Raw genomic sequence first — 19,959 nt, 5'->3', positions numbered from 1 at the left:
TGGCTAAGGCAGCATGCCTTCGTCTGCAAAGCTATAATATCCGTCCGTACCTACGATAAGGTGATCGAGCACCTGGATTTCGAGGTTGTGTCCGGCCTCACACAATTTACGGGTGAGTGCCTTATCGGCATCGCTGGGCTTCAATTGGCCCGAGGGGTGGTTATGACAGAGAATCATGCCGCACGCATGGTGTTCCAGGGCAAGCCTGAAAATGACCCTGGGGTCGGCAACGGTGCCGGTGATGCCGCCGCTGCTCACTGGAAACAAACCGATCACCCGGTTGGCCCTGTTCATGAGAATCACCCAGAATTCTTCATGCTGCAAATCTTCGAGGTGTGGGCCGATGTATGCGAATGCATCGCTGCTGGAACCTATTCCCGCATCGCGGGTGACCTCGGTTGCCCGGCGCCGGCGACCCAACTCCAGGGCGGCAAGTACCGACATGGCCTTGGCTTCTCCCATGCCTTTGAACTTGCATAAGTCACCCAGGGTAAGCCGCGAGAGGGCTGACAGGTTGTGGTTAACGGCTTGCAGGATATCCCGGGAAAGGTCAACGGCAGAACGATCGGCATTTCCCGACCTGAGCAGGATGGCAAGTAGTTCGGAATCGGAAAGGGACCGTGCGCCTTTGGATCGCATCTTTTCTCTCGGCCGGTCCTGGGAAGGCAGGTCGAGAATGCGTGAAGATCGCAAATGCGTTACTGGTTCCATTACAAACAAAGATAGCAGGATTGGTTGAATGATGGCCTTTGCCGAAAGGAGGTCCGGCACCTTTGTGAAAAAAATGTTGAAAAGTATGACCCGCTTTTTTTAACCCTGGAAAGGATGAGGTCGTAATCATGCCAAAGAAAAACTCAGCGCCATGACGAGCCAGGAACTTGCTTATTATATGTATCGGGTGTGCCGGTTTAAGCTGAAATCCGGCAAGGAGGTATACGGTGTGATCTGGGAAGATAAGAACCTCAGGGGAGAGCGGGAGTACTTCTTCAGCAGTCCGGGGGACTTCCGTCATTATCTCCGTTCGCGTCCGGTAAAAGGAACGGCTGCCCTGGAAGAACTGCGCTATCGCCTTGACCTGTCGGAACTGGTGGGCGGCGAAGTGCTTGAAGAACTCAGGGCCTGATTGTTCCCCATTGTTCGGTGTAGGCGTTGAATGCATCCATCAATGCCCGCGTTACTTCCCCGGGTTGTCCGTTCCCGATCGTTTGTTCGCCCACCTTCACCACCGGCATGACCTTCGTGTTGGTTCCGGTCAGAAACGCCTCATCGGCATCATACAACGCATCTACCTCCACTCGTTCCTGCACCACCGGAATACCCAGTTTCCCGGCCAGACCCAGCACCACTTTTCTGGTGATACCCAACAATACGTTTTCACCGGTGGTTCGTACCGTTCCGTTTTTCACCAGGAAGAAATTGCTTCTGGAAGCCTCCGTCACGCCTGACTTACCGTGGTATAGCACCTCATACTGGTTGTTCTTTTTCCGTTCCGGAAGCAGGCGGATGCTTTGCAGGTAGTTGATGGTTTTCACCTGGGGAAGTTCCCGGTCGAATGCCGAAAGCATCAGGTGTACACCTTCGGCAAACTGTTGGGAGTTAAATACCGGCAGCGGCTCCGACAACACGAACAGGTTGGGAGACTCAGATGTCATGCTGTCTGCAGAATACCCGCCTGTGAGCAGCAGACGTATGCCCGCATCCCGAAGAGGTTGTGCTTTCAGCAGTTGTTCGATGGTTGCCTGCAGTTCTTCACGGGGCATGGTGGTAGACAATCCAAGCTGCGCCGCAGAATGCTCGAAGCGGTTGAGATGATCGGGCATATGAAACGGATGCCCGTTATAGGTTCTGAAATAATCGAACATACCGTAGCCACGCATGATGGCAAGGTCGTTGACCGGTATCAAACAGGACGCGAGCGGTGTGATTTGTCCGCGGTGCGCCACCCACCTATTGTCTGAAGATAAGCTCATCTGTTAATTTGCCTTTGTTAAACCACCGGATCCTTCCGATGTCTTTCTGCTCGTCCTGGTAGAGCCATTTACCCAACTCATAGTTGTTCCTGAAGTCGCCGAACTCAGCGATGTTGCCGTTCTCGTGCCAATACACCCAGCTTCCGTACAGCTTGTCGTTCAGGTAGTGCATGCGGGCCCTGAATCCGCCATTCTGGTACCACCATCGCCAGATGCCTGTTTTTACACCGTTTACATACACTCCTTCCTGTTCCCGGCGTCCGTTGTCAAAGTAATACAGCCATTTGCCCGCCGGTTGATCGTGAATAAAATATCCCCTTTCTTCCAGGAACCCGTTCTCGTGCCATGACATCCATACACCCTGCCGCTGTCCATCCACTATGCGAACCCTTGACCTGATTTGTCCGCTCCGGTAGTATTTCTCGTCCAGCCTGTTGTTCAACCTGTAAACAACCTCTTTCTGGTAGATGGAATTCACCGCAACCGCCAGCAGGATGCAGCCCGCCTGGGTGACCCAACGCACCCACCTCTTGTGGCGCCTGACAAGCAGGAAAACCAGAATCGCCAGCAGGCCGCTCAACGTGCCCAGCAGAAGACCGAAAGGAACAGACCGGTTGTTCGGAGCGATCAATGCTACGAATGGCAGCATGTAGAAACCAATCCACAATGCTTCTTCCTTCTTACCCGGCTTCTTCAGGATCATCCCCAACAAGATAGGTTATTTTTCACATGTCTTTTGCGGTCAGTATGACCAAAGCTCCAGCAACTTCGATTCAAATCTTTCCATAGGAAGAAAGTTCGTTTCCAGGGAAGATGTAAAGGGTATCGGGGTATCCAACGACCCGCAGCGCACAACCGGGCCATCCAGCGATTCAAATGCACGCTCGGTGATCAGGGATGCTATTTCGCCACCAAACCCGCCGGTCAGCGTATCTTCATGCAACACGATGGCCTTTCCGGTTTTCCTTACGCTTTCAAGAAGGGTATCCGTATCCAGAGGCACCAGGGTTCTCAGATCAATCAGGTCGGCGGATATTTCCGGGTGGCGGTCGAGCACTTCGAGGGCCCAGTGCACCCCGAAACCGTAGGTAACAATGGTGATATCTTCTCCTTCCCTCACACACCTGGCCTTGCCGAGTTCCATGGCGAAGCAGTCATCATGCACCGGCCCCGTTACACTTCTGTAGAGGGCTTTGTGTTCAAAAAACATCACCGGGTTCGGATCTTCGATGGCGGCTATGAGCAACCCCTTGGCATCTTCGGGGAAGGCCGGGTACACGACTTTGAGTCCGGGTGTATGTGTGAACCAGGCTTCATTGGATTGGGAATGGAATGGGCCTGCGGAGACGCCTGCCCCGGTGGGCATGCGCACCACCACATCGGCAAACCTTCCCCAGCGGTAATGGAGCTTGGCCAGGTTGTTCACAATTTGGTTGAAGCCACAGGTCACAAAATCTGCAAACTGCATTTCCACTATGGCCTTGTATCCATGCATGGAAAGTCCGAGTGCCGCACCCACGATGGCACTTTCACATAGCGGGGTGTTGCGCACCCTGTCGCGGCCGAATGCATCGGTAAAGCCTTCGGTGACTTTAAAAACACCTCCGTACTCTGCCACATCCTGCCCCATGATCACCAGGTTCGGGAAGGTTTCCATGGATTGACGGAGGCCTTCGCTCACGGCATCTACAAAACGTAAATCACGGACCTGACCGGATGGTACAGATGGCAATACCGGTGTATGGTCTTGATATACATCAGCGACTTCCTCAGCAGTATGGGCTTCAATAGCGGGTTCGGCAAAGGCGATATCCAATGCGGCCTGAATCGCGGATTTAATCTCGTCGCGAATCTGTTGTTGCTCCTGTTTGGTGATCACACCTTCTTCGAGCAGGTAGGATTCGTAATTGACCAGGGGGTCTTTTTTTGCCCAATGGTCCATCAGTTCGGTGGGAACATATTTGGTACCTGAAGCTTCTTCGTGCCCGCGCATGCGAAAGGTGAGGCATTCCACCATAACAGGGCGGGGGTTCTTTCTGACGGATCGGGCCAGTTGCCGGAAGGTATAATATACTTCGAGGATGTTGTTGCCATCGATCTGCACTGCCTCCATGCCGTATCCTTTGGCTTTATCAATCATATACTCACAGCGGAACTGTTCGCGGGATGGAGTTGAAAGTCCGTACCCGTTGTTCTCGATCACAAACAAAACGGGCAGGTCCCATACGGCGGCTACGTTCAGTGCTTCGTGAAAGTCGCCTTCGCTGGTGGCACCGTCGCCGGTGAACACGGCGGTTACTTTTGGTTCTTTGTTCAGCTTATGTGCCAGGGCTATGCCATCGGCAATACCGAGCTGGGGTCCGAGGTGGCTGATCATCCCTATGATGTGGTGTTCCATGGAACCGAAATGGAACGAGCGGTCGCGGCCTTTGGTAAAGCCGGATGCTTTGCCCTGGAACTGGGCGAACAGGCGTTCGAGCGGTACATTGCGGCCGGTGAACACGCCCAGGTTGCGGTGCATGGGCAGGATGAACTCATCGTCGTCCAATGCCAGGGTGGCGCCCACGGAAATGGCTTCCTGTCCGATCCCGGAGAACCACTTTGAGATTCTCCCCTGCCGCAGGAGTACCAGCATTTTCTCCTCGATCAGCCTTGGGGTCAGCAGTGCCCGGTACAAATCGGTCAGCTGCCGGTTGCTGTATTTCCTTCGTTCGAATTTCATGCAGGGTTTACTTAAGACACCGGAGCAAAAATATCAAAAAGGATGTGCACATGCACATCCATAAAAAAAGGGTGACCTTCTGGCCACCCTTTCATGATCAGTTTTCAAGTCGTTACTCGGTCTTGGTACCGTTAGTAGCGGTGCTGTCCACTTTGGTGGTATCCGCGGCGATCTGCGCCAGGGAATCAATGCGATGTTGTTCGGCGGCCATTTCGGCTTCCTGGTTGGCTTGCTCGGCCTGTGCGATCGAGTCTAGCCTTGCCTGTTCCTGTGCTGCTTTTTCTTCTTCGCTTTGGCCTCCACATGCAGCCAACAATGCCATTCCTGACACCATCATAATACCAACTAGCTTCTTCATGAAGATACGGGGTTTGGTTTAGGTGAACAAAATTATATCAAAGTATGGGATTTCCAAATGGCAAGAAAAAAAGAGGCTCCGATGTGAAGCCTCTTTCCCATTCCAGGGTATGCAATGTTATTGCTGCACCTTGACGGTGTAGGTGATACTGCCTGAGTCACCCGGAACCAAGTCGGTTACTTTCAGCAGGCCGTAGACATCGTCGCTGGTTTTAAACCCGATGATGCTGTTGACGGCCAGATTAGCAACCTTAACGGCCAAAGGTGTACCCACCGCATCTGCAATTCCGGCATTGTCTGCAACGGCATCGAACGCACCGGTAGACATGCCGGAGGAAAGGTCTTTGAAACGGAGGTTTTGCAGGTCGTAATAAACCAGTTTGATTGTGTCACTTCTGAAAGAATTTCGGAACGTATTGAAAACATCTCCGGTTTCGCTGTCGTCCAGCGAGCCGATGGTGGCATTGCCCGAACCATTGAAATACAGTGCCTGCACATTCACCGCCGGGGAATCATCATAGGTTGCAGTCGACGAAGGGAACACGACACCGGCGGTCAGGTCGAGAATGCTGCCTACCGTATGGGTTGACGGCAATTGCGCATCAGCCTTTATGTCGGTGTAAGTTGCAATGGGGCGCTCCGTAGTTTGAATGGTCATAATCTTCGATGCCGTTTCTCCATCTGCATCGGTAACGAAGAACCTCCACTCTTCACTGCCTACGTTGCTATTAGCAATGAATGTACCCGTCCAGGGTCCGAATGACTTGGCATTGATGATTGAATCCAGCACGGTTACCGCTGAATGGAACACACGGACCACGGTGAATTTCACCAACTCTGCGCCGCTTGTGGTACTCGAAGATGCCGTGATACCCACCCGGAAGGTATCCTTTGCAGTCAACTGCACATCGGAAGCAACATATCCGGCTCCGTTCACAAAACTGATGCCGGGAGATTTGTCAACATTCTTCTTTCCGCAACCCAAGAAAACAGCGCATACGCAAGCCAAGGAAAATAAAATACCCAGGGTAAGTTTTTTCATTTTGATCAGTTTGATTCATTGTTTCGACGGATCAGCAAAACAATTAATATACCAAAAGTTACAGGGACAGCAATTGCACCAAAAAAAAGAGGCTCCGGAATGGAGCCTCTTTCCCATTCCGTGGAATGATATGTTATTGCTGAACCTTGATGGTGCAGGTCATGCTGCCTGTGTTACCGGCGGTAAGGGCAGTTACTTTCACAAGACCGTATTTTCCATCGGCAGTTTTGAATCCAACGATGCTGTTAACGGCAAGACCTGAAATCTGTGTAGCAGTCGGCGTGCCCAAAGCATTCAGGATACCTGAATCGTCTGTGATGGCATCGAACTGGCTTGTAGACATGCTTGAAGTCAGGTCTACAAATGTAGTTTGGTTGTTGGTGGTAGTGAAGGGAAGCGTAGAGAAAATGCCTTTGGCTTCGCTGTCTGTTACCGAACCGATGGTGGCATTGCCAGCACCGTTGAAATAAACGGCATCTACATTCGCCTGGTTGGTGACCGCAGCCGAAGAAAGGTAAATGTTACCGCCGGTCAGATCAATGAAGCTACCCAGTGTAGAGTTGGATTGGGCACCTGCCTGCTTTGCGGTGTAAGTGGAAATAGGACCTGCAGCTACGGTTTGGATGGTGAATGTTGCAGTTGCAGATTCGCCGTCGGCGTCAGTAACAGTGAACGTCCAGTTTTCGGTGGTAGCAGTGCTCTGGGCAGTGAAGTTACCGGTCCAGGTTCCGAACGTTTTTGTGCTGATGGTTGAATCCAGCACGGTTACAGGCGTATTGTTGGCGGTACGAACCACCTTGAAGCTTACCAGCTTGGTGCTGCTGGTTGCGTTTGAAGATGCGGTGATACCCACTTTGAAAGCATCGTTCACGGTCAGTTGCACGTTGGCATCAACATATCCGGATCCACCCACGAAGTTGATGGTGGGAGATTTGTCGGTATTCTCATCGTCATCCTTGTTACAACTTACGAAGACCGTAGATGCACCGGCCATCAGGAACAACATCAGTTTTGTCAGCTTTTTCATTTTCTTAGGTTTGGTTTGTAGTTATTACCGTCCACTCAGACAATTTGCGTGCCAAAAACAAACGGTGAGCGAAGTTAAAAAGAAGGCCAGAATATTACAAACCTATGCATAAAGCCAGGATTAATTCGCTTAGGAATTTGGTAGCTTTGCCTACATGTTTCGTGAAATTGCACTGATTCGGCTTACTTTCAGACGTATGTTGGCGGTGCTCGGATGCCTGTTGCTCACAAGGCTGGTTTTCATCGCCCTGAATCCGGTGCACATGAGCGGGTACGACTGGCTGCAGATCTGGCTTTCCGGCCTGCGTTTCGATGCTTCTGCCCTGGCCATGTTGTGCTGGCCGGCGCTGATATTTTCTCTGTTGCCTTTCCCTTTCGTTCGCAAACGTCTGTTCAGGAATACCTCGCACGTACTTTTTGTCGCCGGTATCTTTGCTGCTGCTCTTTTCAACCTGATCGACAGCGAATACTTCAAATTCACCGGCAAGCGGTCCACCGCCGACCTGTTCCTCCTCGCCGGAACAGGAAATGACGTGATCAACCTGATTCCCCGGTTTGTGTCTGACTTCTGGTACATTCCCACGCTCACCGTGCTCATCACCCTGGCCGCCTGGTGGCTCGACCGGCTTTGGCTGCGCAACACACGGCAGGTCCTGATGCTTCCGGGGCGCATGAATTATGTGGCCGCCGGCATCCTCTTCCTAACAACCAACGCCCTCGTGGTCATCGGTATCCGGGGAGGGTTCCAGGAACGTCCGATCCATCTGGTAACCGCGGGCCGGTATGCCAGTCCGGAGCATACACCCTACGTACTGAACACCCCATTCTGCATCTTAAAGACGATGGGGGCGGCACCCATCGAAGAGCTGCACTTTATGGATGAGGTGGAAGCCGAACAGGTATACCCGATCATTCATCAACCTGCGGCCAAGGCGTTTAAACCCGACAACATTTGCATCATCATCCTGGAAAGTTTCTCTGCTGAATACACCGGGTATGGAAGCCTCCAGGGGTTCACCCCGTTCCTGGATTCCCTGATGCAGCTCGGAAGGTCCTATCCTGCCGGCATAGCCAACGCCAAGAAGTCCATCGAGGGAGTGCCTGCCATCCTCAGCGGCATACCCAACCTGATGAACGACCCCTATCTCCTTTCCCCCTTTTCCGGGAATGCCATGGATGCCCTGCCGCACCTATTGAAAAAGAAGGGATACCACACCTCCTTCTTTCATGGCGGCACCAACGGCACCATGGGCTTCGATGATTTCTGCGCCCTGGCAGGCGTAGATCATTACCTGGGACGTTCGGAATACCCTGTGGCCGATGATTACGACGGACACTGGGGCATCCCCGATCACCTGTTCTTTCCTTTCTTCGCCCGAACCCTGGCCACCTACCCCGAGCCTTTTTTCACCACGCTGTTTTCCATCTCCTCCCACCACCCATTCGTTGTTCCCGACGACAACGGGTATTCCCCTCCCGCTTCCGAATTTCCTGTTTTGCCGGCCATCGCCTATACCGATCATGCGTTGCGGGCATTGTTCAACAGGCTCAAAACCTACCCGTTTTATCAGCACACGTTGTTCGTGATCACTGCAGATCATACGGGCATGGAGCTAACACCGACGGGGTCAACCAGCACAGGCAAGTTCAGAATACCGATTCTGTTCTTCCACCCGACCGATTCGCTCCCCCAGATACGGAAGGGCATCGCACAACAGGTGGATATTATGCCCAGCATCCTGGATTACATCGGATACGATCAACCGTATGTGGCATTCGGCAACAGCGTATTTTCACCCCGGATACCCGATTGCGCCATCACCTTCCTGAATGGGGTGTATCAGTTGATCACCGACAAATACATTTACCAGATGACCACAGAGGGAAGTGTGGGCTTGTATGATCTGCAAAAAGATCCGCTGCAAACCCGAAACATCCTGGAACCGAAATCCACCGAGCTGCCGTATATTCAGAAAACCACGCAGGCCATTGTCCAGCAATACAACCACAACCTGCTTTACAACGAAATGATCTACCGGAAGCCTTGATCCGGCCGGCAACGATTCATACCTTTATCATTACCGACAGCACACGTATCGCATGAACAAGAAAAAGAAGACCCTCAACGACTTCAGCCAACTCGTATATTCCACCGATCCGGATGCGGTGAACCGCATGGGAGAAGACGAGGAACAGGAAGAGGTTGCACCTTCCGACCAATTGCTCACCGTGCATTTTGAAAAGAAGCACCGGGCCGGAAAACCGGGCACGCTTATCAAAGGATTTGAAGGAAGTGACGAAGCCCTTCAGAACCTGGCCCGTGAACTGAAATCAAAACTGGCCACAGGGGGCACGGTAAAAGATGGAGAAATCTTTATCCAGGGGATGTTCCGCGACCGGATCCTGGCCTTCCTGCAGGAAAAGGGATTCAAGGTAAAACGCGTCGGAGGCTGAGGTCAGTGCGCCTCCACCTTTGCGCTGACAACTTCCCGGTACAGGTTTTCATAGAGGGGCAGCACCGTCCGGATGTCAAACATTTCCGCCCGTTTCCTGGCACCTGCCTGGAGTTTCTTTAACAACGATTCATCTCCGAATGCCTCGAGTACCCTGGCCGCCATGGCATCCACATCTCCCACATTACACAGGAAACCCGACACTCCCTCTTCATTGACCTCCGGTATGCCGCCGGTGTTGGATGACACCACCGGAACGCCGGCAGCCATCGCCTCCAATGCCGCCAGTCCGAAACTTTCATATTCCGAGGTAAGCAGGAACATGTCACTGATCTGTAGCAACGGCTCCACATCTTTCAATTTACCGAGCATTTCCACGTGCTCACATATGTTCAGATCCCGGCATAGTTTTTCAACCCCCACCTTGTTCGGACCATCGCCAACAAGGAGCAGCCGAACGTCGGAACGAACTTTTCTGACGCGTGCGAACACTTCAACCACATCCTCCACCCGTTTGACCGGCCTGAAGTTACTGGTATGGATCAGCAGCTTTTCCCCGTTGGGAGCAAACTGGCGGCGCAGGTCTGCGGAAGGCGGACCGGCATATTCGTCGGGGCAGATGAAATTGGGAATCACATCAATCTCCCGGTTGATATCAAAGTAATCACACGTTGCTTTCCTGAGGTATTCGGAAACAGCGGTTACCCGGTCGGATTGGTTGATGGCGAATGTAATCACCGGTTCATAAGATTGGTCTCTTCCCACCAATGTAATATCCGTTCCGTGCAAAGTGGTTACATAAGGTGAACGAATGCCGTAGCTTGCCAGAATCTGCTTGGCCATGTATGCAGCAGATGCGTGTGGAATGGCATAATGCACATGCAGCAAATCAAGGCCGGCATACTTGGTTACATCCACCAGTTTGCTGGTCAGCGCAAGTTCGTAGGGGGTGTAATCGAAGAGCGGGTAATCCTGAATGCGCACTTCATGGTAATGCAGGTTCCGGTTGAATATATCCAGTTTCACCGGTTGGCTGTAGGATATGAAATGCACCTCGTGGTTGCGGGCGGCCAGGGCCTTGCCCAGTTCGGTTGCTACAACACCGCTTCCACCAAAGGTGGGATAACATACGATTCCGATCTTCATACTTTGTTTTTTTCCTTCATGATCTTCCGGGCATGCGGCTTATGGTTTGGCCGCATTTTTTTTTGTGGAAGGATTCAGGTCCACCAACGCATCGTATAGTACCTCCTGGATGTTGGTGCGTACATTCATGGAGAGTAATTTCTTGTTTTCCGCATCCGGGTATACGCGGTTCGACAGGAACACGTATAGCAAGCCGTTCTCCGGATCGGCCCACGCCAATGTACCTGTAAAGCCTGAATGACCGAAGCTCAGGTACGATGCACATTTGCAGGCGGAACCTCCTTTGTTGGGGTCGGGGTCGGGTTTATCAAAACCGATCCCACGCCGGTTGTTCTCTATGCAGAACTGGCATTTCGTGAACTCGTTCAGGGTGGCTTCCGACAGGTATCTTCTGCCACCGTAGGTACCCTTGTTCAGAAACATCTGCATCATGGCAGCAAGGCACGCGGCATTGGCAAACAGGCCGGCATGACCACCCACACCACCGAGCATGGCAGCACCCGGATCATGCACTTCTCCCTGAACCAACTGCTGCCTGAACAGCACATCGTTTTCCGTGGGAGGGATCCGGTCTTCAGGGAATTTCTCAAAAGGTTTGAATGAGATGGCCGGGAGCGACATCGGTTTGTAGAATACAGAATCCACAAAATGGTCCAATGGACAACCTGCCAGTTTCTCTACAATCTTTTTCATGTAGTAGTACCCCAGGTCGCTGTAGAGGTACTTTTTCTCGCCAGACAGAGATGCTGCATTGATCCTGGCGTACATGGTGTCGGGCAAATCGGCACGGGCATACATGCCTTTGATCACACGCAGCGGGTAGCGGCTGTTTCCCACCTTGTGGTACCAATCGGTTGAAGGCGTTCTTCCGCTCATGGTTTCCTTCCAGAACGGGATCCAGGCGGGAAGTCCGGCCTGATGGGTGAGCAGGTCACGGATTACGATGCCTCCCTTGTTGCATCCGGGAGGAAAATCCAGGTAGGCACCCAGGGTATCATCTACGTTGATCTTGCCGCGATCCACCCAATACATGATGGCTGCGGTGGAAGCAGCCACTTTGGTGATGGAGGCCAGGTCATATATATCCGTTGGCAGCACGGGATCTTTCTTATCATAGGTGTGGTATCCGTAGGTCTTGTAAAAGAAAACCGATCCGTTGCGTGCAGCCAGCACCTGACAACCGGGGAATGCCCCGGCGTCAATCGCTTCCCTGACCAGGTCATCTATTCTTTGCAAGGTAGAGCCTTTGATGCCCGCATCTTCGGGAACGGTATACCTGAGGCGGTTGAGTGATTTTGTTTCGATGCCGTAACCTGCGGGATAAGCAACAGCAGCGGTCACCGGAAGTTTGCCCTTGAAAGGAATGGCGCCCCACAAAGCTTCCGCACTCATTTTTTGTAACCACTCCCCTTCTTCGTACCCCACCGCAATGACATTGGCTTTGGCGAGTGACGGGATCTTTCCCAGCACGTACGGGTTGGCGAACAGTTGCAGGATCACCTTGGTTTTGCCTTCAAGTTGCTCCACCAGTTTTTGCGTGGTGGTGGTCACTCCGAAATTGGATGACGGGCGGTGGGATGTATTGTGCACACTCAACACCACACATTCATATGTCGACAGCTTGTTGACCCACTTTTTAATTTCATCGTCCTTCAATTTGTTGCCCGCCTGGAAACAATCCACCGCACCATACAATTTCATGGTGGTTTGGAAAGGGTTGTCTTCTCCGGCACCAATGGCCAGAGATGCCATTTTGAGTGTATCCGGTTGCATCAGGGGTACCAAGCGCATGTCATTTTTCACCAGCGTGATGGCTTCCTCGGCGATGCGTGCCTGGGCGAAATCGTAGGAAGGGTCATTCAGGTCTTCATAGAGATGATTGACATCCACCGGCTTCCAATTTGCCAGCCCCGCCCAATGCTTGAACATCAGGATGCGGCGGCAACGTTCATCCACCTCATTCTGGGTGATCTTCCCATCTGCAATCGCTTTTTTGATTCCCTCAATGGCTTTGGGCACGTCTGCGGAAAACAGCAACACATCGTTTCCGGCCAGCAGGGCTTTCACATCCACCTCACCGGGTGCATTGAAGTCGGCTACACCTTTCATGCCCAGCGCATCGGTGAACACGAGGCCACGGAAATTCATTTGTTTTTTGAGGAGGTCGGTGACCACGGCATGTGACAAGGTCGTCGCACGGTTCTTGGCGGAATCCAGAACGGGTACGTGCAGGTGAGCCACCATGATGCTTCCCACACCGGCATCGATCAGGGTTTTGAACGGGTACAGCTCGATCTGATCCAGCCGGGCTCTGCTGTGTTTCACAACCGGCAATGCGAGGTGGGAATCTTTGTCGGTATCTCCGTGGCCGGGAAAATGTTTGGCATTGGCCAGCACATGCCCGTTCTGCAGTCCACGCATATAAGCAAGTCCTTTGCGCGCCACATTTTCCTTGCTCTCACCGAATGACCTGCTCCCGATTACGGGGTTCGCAGGGTTGCTGTTGACATCCACCACGGGAGAAAAACTGATTTGCACACCCAGGCGCTGCATCTGCCTGGCGATATCTGCACCCATTCTTTCCACCATGTCATCTCCCTGCATGGCGCCAAGGGCCATTTGCCGGGGATACTGCACGGTGCTATCGAGCCGCATGGCCAATCCCCATTCCGCATCCATGGCCATCATCAGGGGAATCCTGGAAGCCGCCTGGTAACGGTTGGTTAATCCCGCCTGACGCACGGGACCACCCTGCATGAAAATCAACCCACCGATGTGTTGATCGCGGATCAGTGACAAAATGTTTTCTTCGTGCTTTTCGCCCTGGTTGGAATACGCAGCCACCATGAACAGCTGACCGATCCTTTCATCCGGGGTCAGAACGGTCATCACGCTATCCACCCAAGGGTTTTCGCAACACAGGAACGGGGGCAAGGTATTCTCTTCGGGGGAAGGATCATCCGGCAAATGCTTCATATCGGCCTGGAGCGGCATGCCCACCAAGGCGGCAGCGGTGAGATAGATCAATCCGCGCAGGCTGGGTCGGTTCCGGAAGCGTTTCCTAAGCATTTCAACTTCGAAAGTACAAATAATTGACAGGCCACAACGCTCCCGATGGCATGAGTTATGAGCGAGGAGGTGTTAGTTCACCCCGCATCGTTGCCAGGGAAAGGCCGCATGCAGTTACAACCGCTGATGCCCCCATTTTTCTCAGGAACTTGTACCTTTGTCTAAACGGCAGATTTCATGGGAATACTATCCGGCATGTTCAAAACGCGTAAACCGAGGCAGTTCAATTATGAACCGCGGTATTACGATGAGCGGAAAGAGCGGGTAGAGAAAACCATCCGCGTGGCTGAAAGAGAAGCAGCGTCGGCCCAAGAGAAAAGCACGCAGACAACCCCGCCGCCGCGGCTCTCCGATCAACGCTTTTCATTTGAAGCGCATGCTTCAAGGCAATCCCAACTGGCCAACCGCAGATTGATCATCATCCTGGCGCTGCTGGTCCTCATTGTATACCTTTACCTAAAGCTTTAACCGGTCGTTGGCCGACATCATTGACATATTACCAGACCATGTTGCCAACCAGATCGCAGCCGGAGAAGTCATTCAGCGGCCCGCGTCGGTGGTGAAGGAGCTATTGGAAAACGCCGTTGATGCCGGCGCAGACCAAATCAAGCTGATCATCAAGGATGCCGGACGCACCCTGGTGCAGGTAACCGACAATGGTTGCGGCATGAGTTTTACCGACGCCCGTAAATGTTTTGAGCGACATGCCACTTCCAAAATCAGGGATGCCGCAGATATTTTCTCGGTACGTACCAAAGGGTTCCGTGGCGAAGCACTGGCTTCCATTGCCGCAGTGGCCCAGGTGGAACTGCTTACCAAAAAGCGCGAAGATGATGTGGCCACGCGACTGCAGATCGAAGGCTCGGAAGTGAAACTGCATGAGATCGCCGGCGGGCAAGACGGCTCTACCCTGCAGGTCAAAAACCTGTTTTATAACATCCCTGCACGGCGCAATTTCCTGAAGTCGAACCCGGTCGAAACACGCCACATCATGGATGAATTCCACCGGGTGGCCATCGCACATCCTGGTATTTCCTTTTCGCTGTACCATAACGACAGCGAGGTATACCAACTGCCGGCGGGAAGCCTGAGGCAACGACTGGTGAGCCTGTTCGGAAAAAATTTCAACCAACGCATCGTGCCGCTTGAAGAAGAGACCGGCATCGCAAACATCTCCGGTTTCATCGGCAAACCCGAATTTTCCAGGAAGACACGCGGCGAGCAATATTTCTTCGTGAACAACAGGTTCATCAAAAGCCCGTACCTCCACCATGCCGTTCAGTTCGCCTACAAAGAACTTTTGCAGGAGGATGCCTATCCCGCCTATTTCGTTTTCCTGGATGTGGATCCGGCTACCATCGATGTCAACATCCACCCGACCAAAACCGAGGTGAAGTTTGAAGATGAGAAGGCCCTGTATGCCATCCTGCAATCCACCATCAAGCGTTCACTCGGACAATACAACATCGCTCCGTCCCTGGACTTTGAACAGGAATCCGCCTTTGATCATGTACCGCCTCCGGGACCGGGACACACGATCAGGCCACCGCAGGTGAAAGTGGATCCGGATTACAACCCCTTCAAACCACCCCGGCCGGCAGCACCCAAAACCGATACGGAATTCAACATGGCGGTGGACCTGCAACGAACAGCTATACCCCCGGTTCGGATGCACCGTACATCGCAGGAATCCATTCACGAGCCCCAACAACAAGTTATCAGCGCAGCCTGGGATCACGAGCAGGATGATACCGATGAAAAGTTCAAGGTGCAACTGCACAACACGTATATACTGACCCAGATCAAATCCGGACTGCTGGTCATACACCAGCAACTGGCCCATGAACGCATCCTGTACGAGCGCTTCCTCGACCACCTGGAGACTGCGCAGGGCAGTTGCCAGCAACTCCTGTTCCCGGAGACCATCGAACTGCAAGCCGAAGACCTGGACATCCTGAGAGAGATCGAAGAAGATGTGAAGGCCCTCGGATTTGACATCACCGATTTCGGTAAGCAAACGGTGGTGCTGAACGGCATCCCGGCTGACTTATCGGAGACCGGCGCCGGCGGACAACTGGAACAATTGGTGGAGCAATACAAATCCAACCAAACCAAATTCAAACTCGACAAACGCGAGAACCTGGCACGGAGCCTTGCACGCAATGCCTCCATTAAACCGGGAAAGAAGCTTGGCAAGGAAGAAATGGACAACCTGATCCATGACCTGTTCGCCTGCAAACAACCCAACGTTGCACCGGATGGAAGGCCTGCGATCACCACCATCACTTCCGAGCAAATGTTGCAAAACTTCAAATCAAGATGAACTATTACCAGCCACGGCAAGGCATATTGGGCAACACCCCTCCGGTGGTCAAGAACCTGATCATCATCAATGCCCTCATGCTGGCCGCCAAATACGTATTCGCAGGCATGGGCATCGACCTGGACGACATCCTGGGCCTCCACAACTGGCGCTCGGAAAAGTTCATGCCCCACCAATTCATAACACACATTTTTATGCATGCCAACATCATGCATATCTTCTTCAATATGTTCATGCTTTGGATGTTCGGACGTATGCTGGAAAGCGTATGGGGATCGAAACGCTTTCTCATTTACTATATGTTGTGCGGATTGGGTGCTGCCGGATTGCAAATGGGCGTCAACACCCTTGAACTGAATGCCATTTCGAACGAAGTACACGCATTCGCCGAGAACCCCGACATGAACGGGTTCATTGAACTGACCAACAAATACGGCCCTGCATTGGATGACCGGAATTTTCCCGGGGGAACCGAAATACTGAATGAAGTCAATGATTTCAGGGTCAGCCACCACACCGTTGAGTTTTCATCCGAACAAGAAGCACAACGTGCCGTATACTACGTCCAACAATGCCTGAGGGGGGTCACCAATATCGGTATGGTGGGTGCATCCGGAGCTGTGTTCGGTATTTTCCTGGGATTCGGCATGCTGTTCCCGAATACCGTTATGATCATGTTGTTCCTGCCATTCCCGATCAAGGCCAAATACATGGTGGCCATCATGGCGGCATTTGAACTGTATATGGGAATTCAGAACAACGACTCGGTGGCGCACTTCGCTCACCTGGGTGGTGCACTGGTCGGATTCATTATCATCAAGTACTGGAACAGCCGGGGCAGAACTTTTTACTGATTGCAATACATGACAAGCTGGACGGAGGAGATCAAACGTGAATTCAGGGTTGCGAATGTGGTAACCCGCCTGATCATGGTCAACGCGGTGGTGTTCGTCCTGACCCTCCTGCTGCAGATCGTGCTGAACTTCGCCTACGTGAACCGCATGGATGCGCAAATGGCGTTCGTTGACATCATCAGCTGGATTGCCGCTCCGTACGACCTGGGTGAACTGGCGTACAAACCATGGACGGTGGTCACACACCTCTTCCTTCACTACGATTTCTGGCACCTGTTGTTCAACATGATCTTCCTCTATTTCTTCGGAAGGATCCTGCTGGATGTGATCGGCAACAAACGCATCGTTGGACTCTACATGTACGGAGGCATTGCCAGCTTCGGCCTGACGGTTCTGACATCATATATGTTTCCCCACGTGGTTGACGGCAGCCGGCTGGTGGGCGCCTCCGGTTCCCTCTTCGCATTTGTGATCACCGCCATGGTGATGGCCCCGAATTATTCCGTGAACCTGGTGCTGATCGGACCGGTCAAGGTGAAATACCTGGCGTTGCTCACCATCGTTCTAAGCCTGATGTCTATGGCACGCATGGATAACATGGGTGGTAACGTTGCCCACGCAGGCGGTGCACTGTTCGGACTCATTTTCTCGTTGCAACTCAAGAAAGGTCGTGACCTGACGACGGGGTTCAATCAATGGTGGGAAGCCATTGAAAACTTCTTCTCAGGAAAAAGAAGAACACGCATGAAGGTCAGCCGAGGGCATGTAAAACCAAAGCCTGTTTCCGATGAAGACTACAACCTGATGAAGAAACGGCGCCAACAAGAAATGGATGCCATTCTTGACAAAATCTCCAGGTCGGGTTACGAGAGCCTGAGCCGCGAAGAAAAAGACAAATTGTTCCGATACAGTCAGGAAACCTAGTGACCAAGCGGCGAAGAAAGATCAGCGCATTCCTGAGGGCCTTATTCCTGATCACACAGATCTTATTGGGATTGGGGCTGATGATCGCCGTATTTTCCCCGCGCATCAGTCCGCAAACATTCTGGCCCACCGCATTCCTGGGATTGGGGTACCCCCTGCTGCTGGCAGGCAATACTGTGCTGCTGGTCTTCTGGGGATTCAAAAAAGACCGGATGTTCATCTATACGCTGATTGTCCTGATCATCGGATGCTCGCAGCTGCGCCAATTCTTCCAATGGAACAACCCCACTCCCGATGAAGGATTGAAATCAGAAGGTATCCGTATCCTCACCTACAACGTACGTTTGTTCGATTATTACAACTGGACCCACCGGAAGGAAACCAAGGAAAAAATGATGAAGTTCCTGCAGAAGGAGCAGGCAGACATCGTTTGCCTGCAAGAGTTCTTCAGCCAGGATACCGCCTTACACATCCGGGAATCGGACATCCGGAGAGTACTGGGGAAAGCCCGCTACTCCCACATTGAGTACACGGCATATGTCCGCAAACACAAACAACATTTCGGCATCGCCACCTACAGCAGTTATCCGGTGATTCGCCGGGGTAAGGTACCGTTCGAAGACAACGGCAACAACATTTGTATCTATACCGATGTGGTGATCCATGGAGACACCGTGCGCATCTACAACATGCACCTGCAGTCGTTGCACTTCGGTGCCGAAGACTATCACTTCTTGGAAAACCCGGGAGACGGCGACCAGGGACAAACGCTCAAGGACTCACGCCGCATTGCCGGCAAGCTGAAAAACGCTTTCCAGAAAAGGGCCCATCAAGCCGACCTCATTCGCGCACATATGGATCAGTGCCCTTACCTGAAAATCATTTGTGGTGATTTCAACGACTCCCCTATCTCATACGCCTACCACACCATCGCCGACGGTCTTACGGATGATTTCCATGCCTTCGGGAAAGGATGGGGTAAAACGTACGTGGGCCTCTATCCCGCCTTCCGGATCGATTACATCCTGCACAGTCCGGAATTCACCCCGGTCTCGTATGAAATCGGAACCGAAAACCTGTCGGATCACTACCCTGTCATGTCGGTGGTGTTGCCACCTTCCCTTGCAAAAACCAACTGAACGGTTCCCGACTTCCGGAACAGGGCATCCCACGCATCCATCAGAATGAACAGTGGAAATGTAGCCAGGTAAAACCACTTTTGCACCTGCAACCAAAACCTCGGATACCCTTCGAGATAGCGCCGGTTGTCTTTCATGAATTCATACAAGGCTTCCCGTTTCGACTGAATCGCATTCAACAGACTTTGCTGGTAGCCGAACGGATTGTATTCGATGGAAAAATCAGTGCGCCCGATCAGCCTGAATCCACGTTCCCGCATCACCTGAACAAACCCGTCGGGTGGCATCAGCCACAAATGCCTGGGCGGGTCGAGGTGCAACCACTTACCCTTGAACCATCGCGCCTGGCGGCTGGCGATGTTGGGGAATGAAACCACCGCAATACCTCCCGGCTTCAACATGCCGGTCATCATATCCAATACCTCCGAAGGATTCGGCAGGTGCTCCACCACATGAAACAGGGTCATGGCATCCAGGCTGGCCGGCGGGAAATCACCCGGTTCAAGCACACCTGTTTTCAGGTTCAGGCCCGGAACAGCCATTGCCCGCTTTGCTGCTTTACCCGGCATTTCAATACCATGGATCTCAAAATCACCCAACCCATTTAATGTGGCCAGGAAACGTCCGTTCCCACACCCGATGTCCAGCACACGGCCATGCCCTTTCAACAGATGCGCCACCAGCCGGGCACGTTTCTTTCGGAAACCATCGAGCACCCGTTCCACCAGCGGGTTGAATTTATCCTCCCGCTCGCCGTAGTATGTGTCATCATAGGCCGCTTCCAACTGATCCTTTGAAGGCGCAGGCGAAAGAAAAAAAGTACCGCACAGGTTGCACTCCTGCACGTCAAATGTATCTCCCGCGGTATCGGTGGTGCGGTATGCGAGCCTGCTGTTGTGCAGATGACAATATGGACAATTGGCGGTCATACAAT

Annotated in this window: 18 protein-coding genes; 8 read left to right on the top strand and 10 right to left on the bottom strand. The window is 52.6% G+C overall.

Annotation, left to right across the window (positions count from 1 at the left end):
* Nucleotides 1–3: 3 nt before the first annotated feature.
* Nucleotides 4–711, bottom strand: a complete 708-nt coding sequence (gene radC, locus H6585_10785; protein ID MCB9448818.1) for a DNA repair protein RadC — start codon at nucleotides 709–711, stop codon at nucleotides 4–6.
* A gap of 151 nt (nucleotides 712–862) precedes the next feature.
* On the opposite strand from radC, the gene H6585_10780 reads away from it, so the two are divergent.
* A complete protein-coding gene (locus H6585_10780) occupies nucleotides 863–1,123 on the top strand; it encodes a hypothetical protein (GenBank protein ID MCB9448817.1) in 261 nt (86 codons plus the stop codon).
* On the opposite strand, the gene H6585_10775 is transcribed toward H6585_10780, so the two are convergent.
* The 6 genes from H6585_10775 to H6585_10750 form a co-directional block, all read right to left on the bottom strand.
* Nucleotides 1,113–1,970 (bottom strand): aminotransferase class IV, encoded by an 858-nt coding sequence (locus H6585_10775; protein ID MCB9448816.1) that lies wholly within the window; start codon nucleotides 1,968–1,970, stop codon nucleotides 1,113–1,115. The genes H6585_10780 and H6585_10775 overlap by 11 nt on opposite strands.
* On the bottom strand, nucleotides 1,948–2,673 hold the full coding sequence (locus tag H6585_10770) for a toxin-antitoxin system YwqK family antitoxin (GenBank protein MCB9448815.1): 726 nt from the start codon (nucleotides 2,671–2,673) through the stop codon (nucleotides 1,948–1,950). Before H6585_10770 ends, H6585_10775 begins: the two co-directional genes overlap by 23 nt.
* A gap of 39 nt (nucleotides 2,674–2,712) precedes the next feature.
* Complete coding sequence (locus H6585_10765) at nucleotides 2,713–4,692, bottom strand: dehydrogenase (GenBank protein MCB9448814.1); 1,980 nt, start codon at nucleotides 4,690–4,692, stop codon at nucleotides 2,713–2,715.
* 112 nt (nucleotides 4,693–4,804) lie between these two features.
* Nucleotides 4,805–5,050, bottom strand: a complete 246-nt coding sequence (locus tag H6585_10760) for a hypothetical protein (protein MCB9448813.1) — start codon at nucleotides 5,048–5,050, stop codon at nucleotides 4,805–4,807.
* A 117-nt stretch (nucleotides 5,051–5,167) separates the two neighbouring features.
* Entirely contained in the window at nucleotides 5,168–6,091 is a 924-nt protein-coding gene (locus tag H6585_10755; GenBank protein MCB9448812.1) for a hypothetical protein, read from the bottom strand.
* Between the two features lie 133 nt (nucleotides 6,092–6,224).
* Complete coding sequence (locus H6585_10750) at nucleotides 6,225–7,118, bottom strand: hypothetical protein (GenBank protein MCB9448811.1); 894 nt, start codon at nucleotides 7,116–7,118, stop codon at nucleotides 6,225–6,227.
* Between the two features lie 154 nt (nucleotides 7,119–7,272).
* Here H6585_10750 and H6585_10745 point away from each other — a divergent pair, with 154 nt between their 5' ends.
* Complete coding sequence (locus H6585_10745; protein ID MCB9448810.1) at nucleotides 7,273–9,165, top strand: sulfatase-like hydrolase/transferase; 1,893 nt, start codon at nucleotides 7,273–7,275, stop codon at nucleotides 9,163–9,165.
* Between the two features lie 52 nt (nucleotides 9,166–9,217).
* On the top strand, nucleotides 9,218–9,571 hold the full coding sequence (locus tag H6585_10740) for a translation initiation factor (protein MCB9448809.1): 354 nt from the start codon (nucleotides 9,218–9,220) through the stop codon (nucleotides 9,569–9,571).
* Nucleotides 9,572–9,573: 2 nt separating this feature from the next.
* On the opposite strand, the gene bshA is transcribed toward H6585_10740, so the two are convergent.
* Nucleotides 9,574–10,716, bottom strand: a complete 1,143-nt coding sequence (gene bshA / locus H6585_10735) for an N-acetyl-alpha-D-glucosaminyl L-malate synthase BshA (GenBank protein MCB9448808.1) — start codon at nucleotides 10,714–10,716, stop codon at nucleotides 9,574–9,576.
* Between the two features lie 39 nt (nucleotides 10,717–10,755).
* Nucleotides 10,756–13,785, bottom strand: a complete 3,030-nt coding sequence (locus H6585_10730; protein MCB9448807.1) for a serine hydrolase — start codon at nucleotides 13,783–13,785, stop codon at nucleotides 10,756–10,758.
* Between the two features lie 177 nt (nucleotides 13,786–13,962).
* On the opposite strand from H6585_10730, the gene H6585_10725 reads away from it, so the two are divergent.
* The 5 genes from H6585_10725 (at nucleotide 13,963) to H6585_10705 (ending at nucleotide 19,025) form a co-directional block, all read left to right on the top strand.
* Nucleotides 13,963–14,253: a hypothetical protein gene (locus H6585_10725; protein ID MCB9448806.1), complete on the top strand. Its 291-nt coding sequence runs from the start codon at nucleotides 13,963–13,965 to the stop codon at nucleotides 14,251–14,253.
* A 7-nt stretch (nucleotides 14,254–14,260) separates the two neighbouring features.
* Nucleotides 14,261–16,108: a DNA mismatch repair endonuclease MutL gene (gene mutL, locus H6585_10720; GenBank protein MCB9448805.1), complete on the top strand. Its 1,848-nt coding sequence runs from the start codon at nucleotides 14,261–14,263 to the stop codon at nucleotides 16,106–16,108.
* 107 nt (nucleotides 16,109–16,215) lie between these two features.
* Nucleotides 16,216–16,962, top strand: coding sequence for a rhomboid family intramembrane serine protease (locus tag H6585_10715; GenBank protein ID MCB9448804.1), 747 nt, complete (start codon nucleotides 16,216–16,218; stop codon nucleotides 16,960–16,962).
* 9 nt (nucleotides 16,963–16,971) lie between these two features.
* Complete coding sequence (locus tag H6585_10710; protein ID MCB9448803.1) at nucleotides 16,972–17,886, top strand: rhomboid family intramembrane serine protease; 915 nt, start codon at nucleotides 16,972–16,974, stop codon at nucleotides 17,884–17,886.
* Entirely contained in the window at nucleotides 17,886–19,025 is a 1,140-nt protein-coding gene (locus H6585_10705) for an endonuclease/exonuclease/phosphatase family protein (GenBank protein ID MCB9448802.1), read from the top strand. Before H6585_10710 ends, H6585_10705 begins: the two co-directional genes overlap by 1 nt.
* On the opposite strand, the gene H6585_10700 is transcribed toward H6585_10705, so the two are convergent.
* Nucleotides 18,974–19,954, bottom strand: coding sequence for a class I SAM-dependent methyltransferase (locus tag H6585_10700; GenBank protein ID MCB9448801.1), 981 nt, complete (start codon nucleotides 19,952–19,954; stop codon nucleotides 18,974–18,976). The two genes, H6585_10705 and H6585_10700, sit on opposite strands and share 52 nt — an antisense overlap.
* Nucleotides 19,955–19,959 lie beyond the last annotated feature (5 nt).

This window comes from Flavobacteriales bacterium (assembly GCA_020635855.1).
In the GTDB taxonomy this organism is placed as follows: Bacteria; Bacteroidota; Bacteroidia; order JACJYZ01; family JACJYZ01; genus JACJYZ01.
This window is presented reverse-complemented; position numbering and strand designations above follow the sequence as displayed.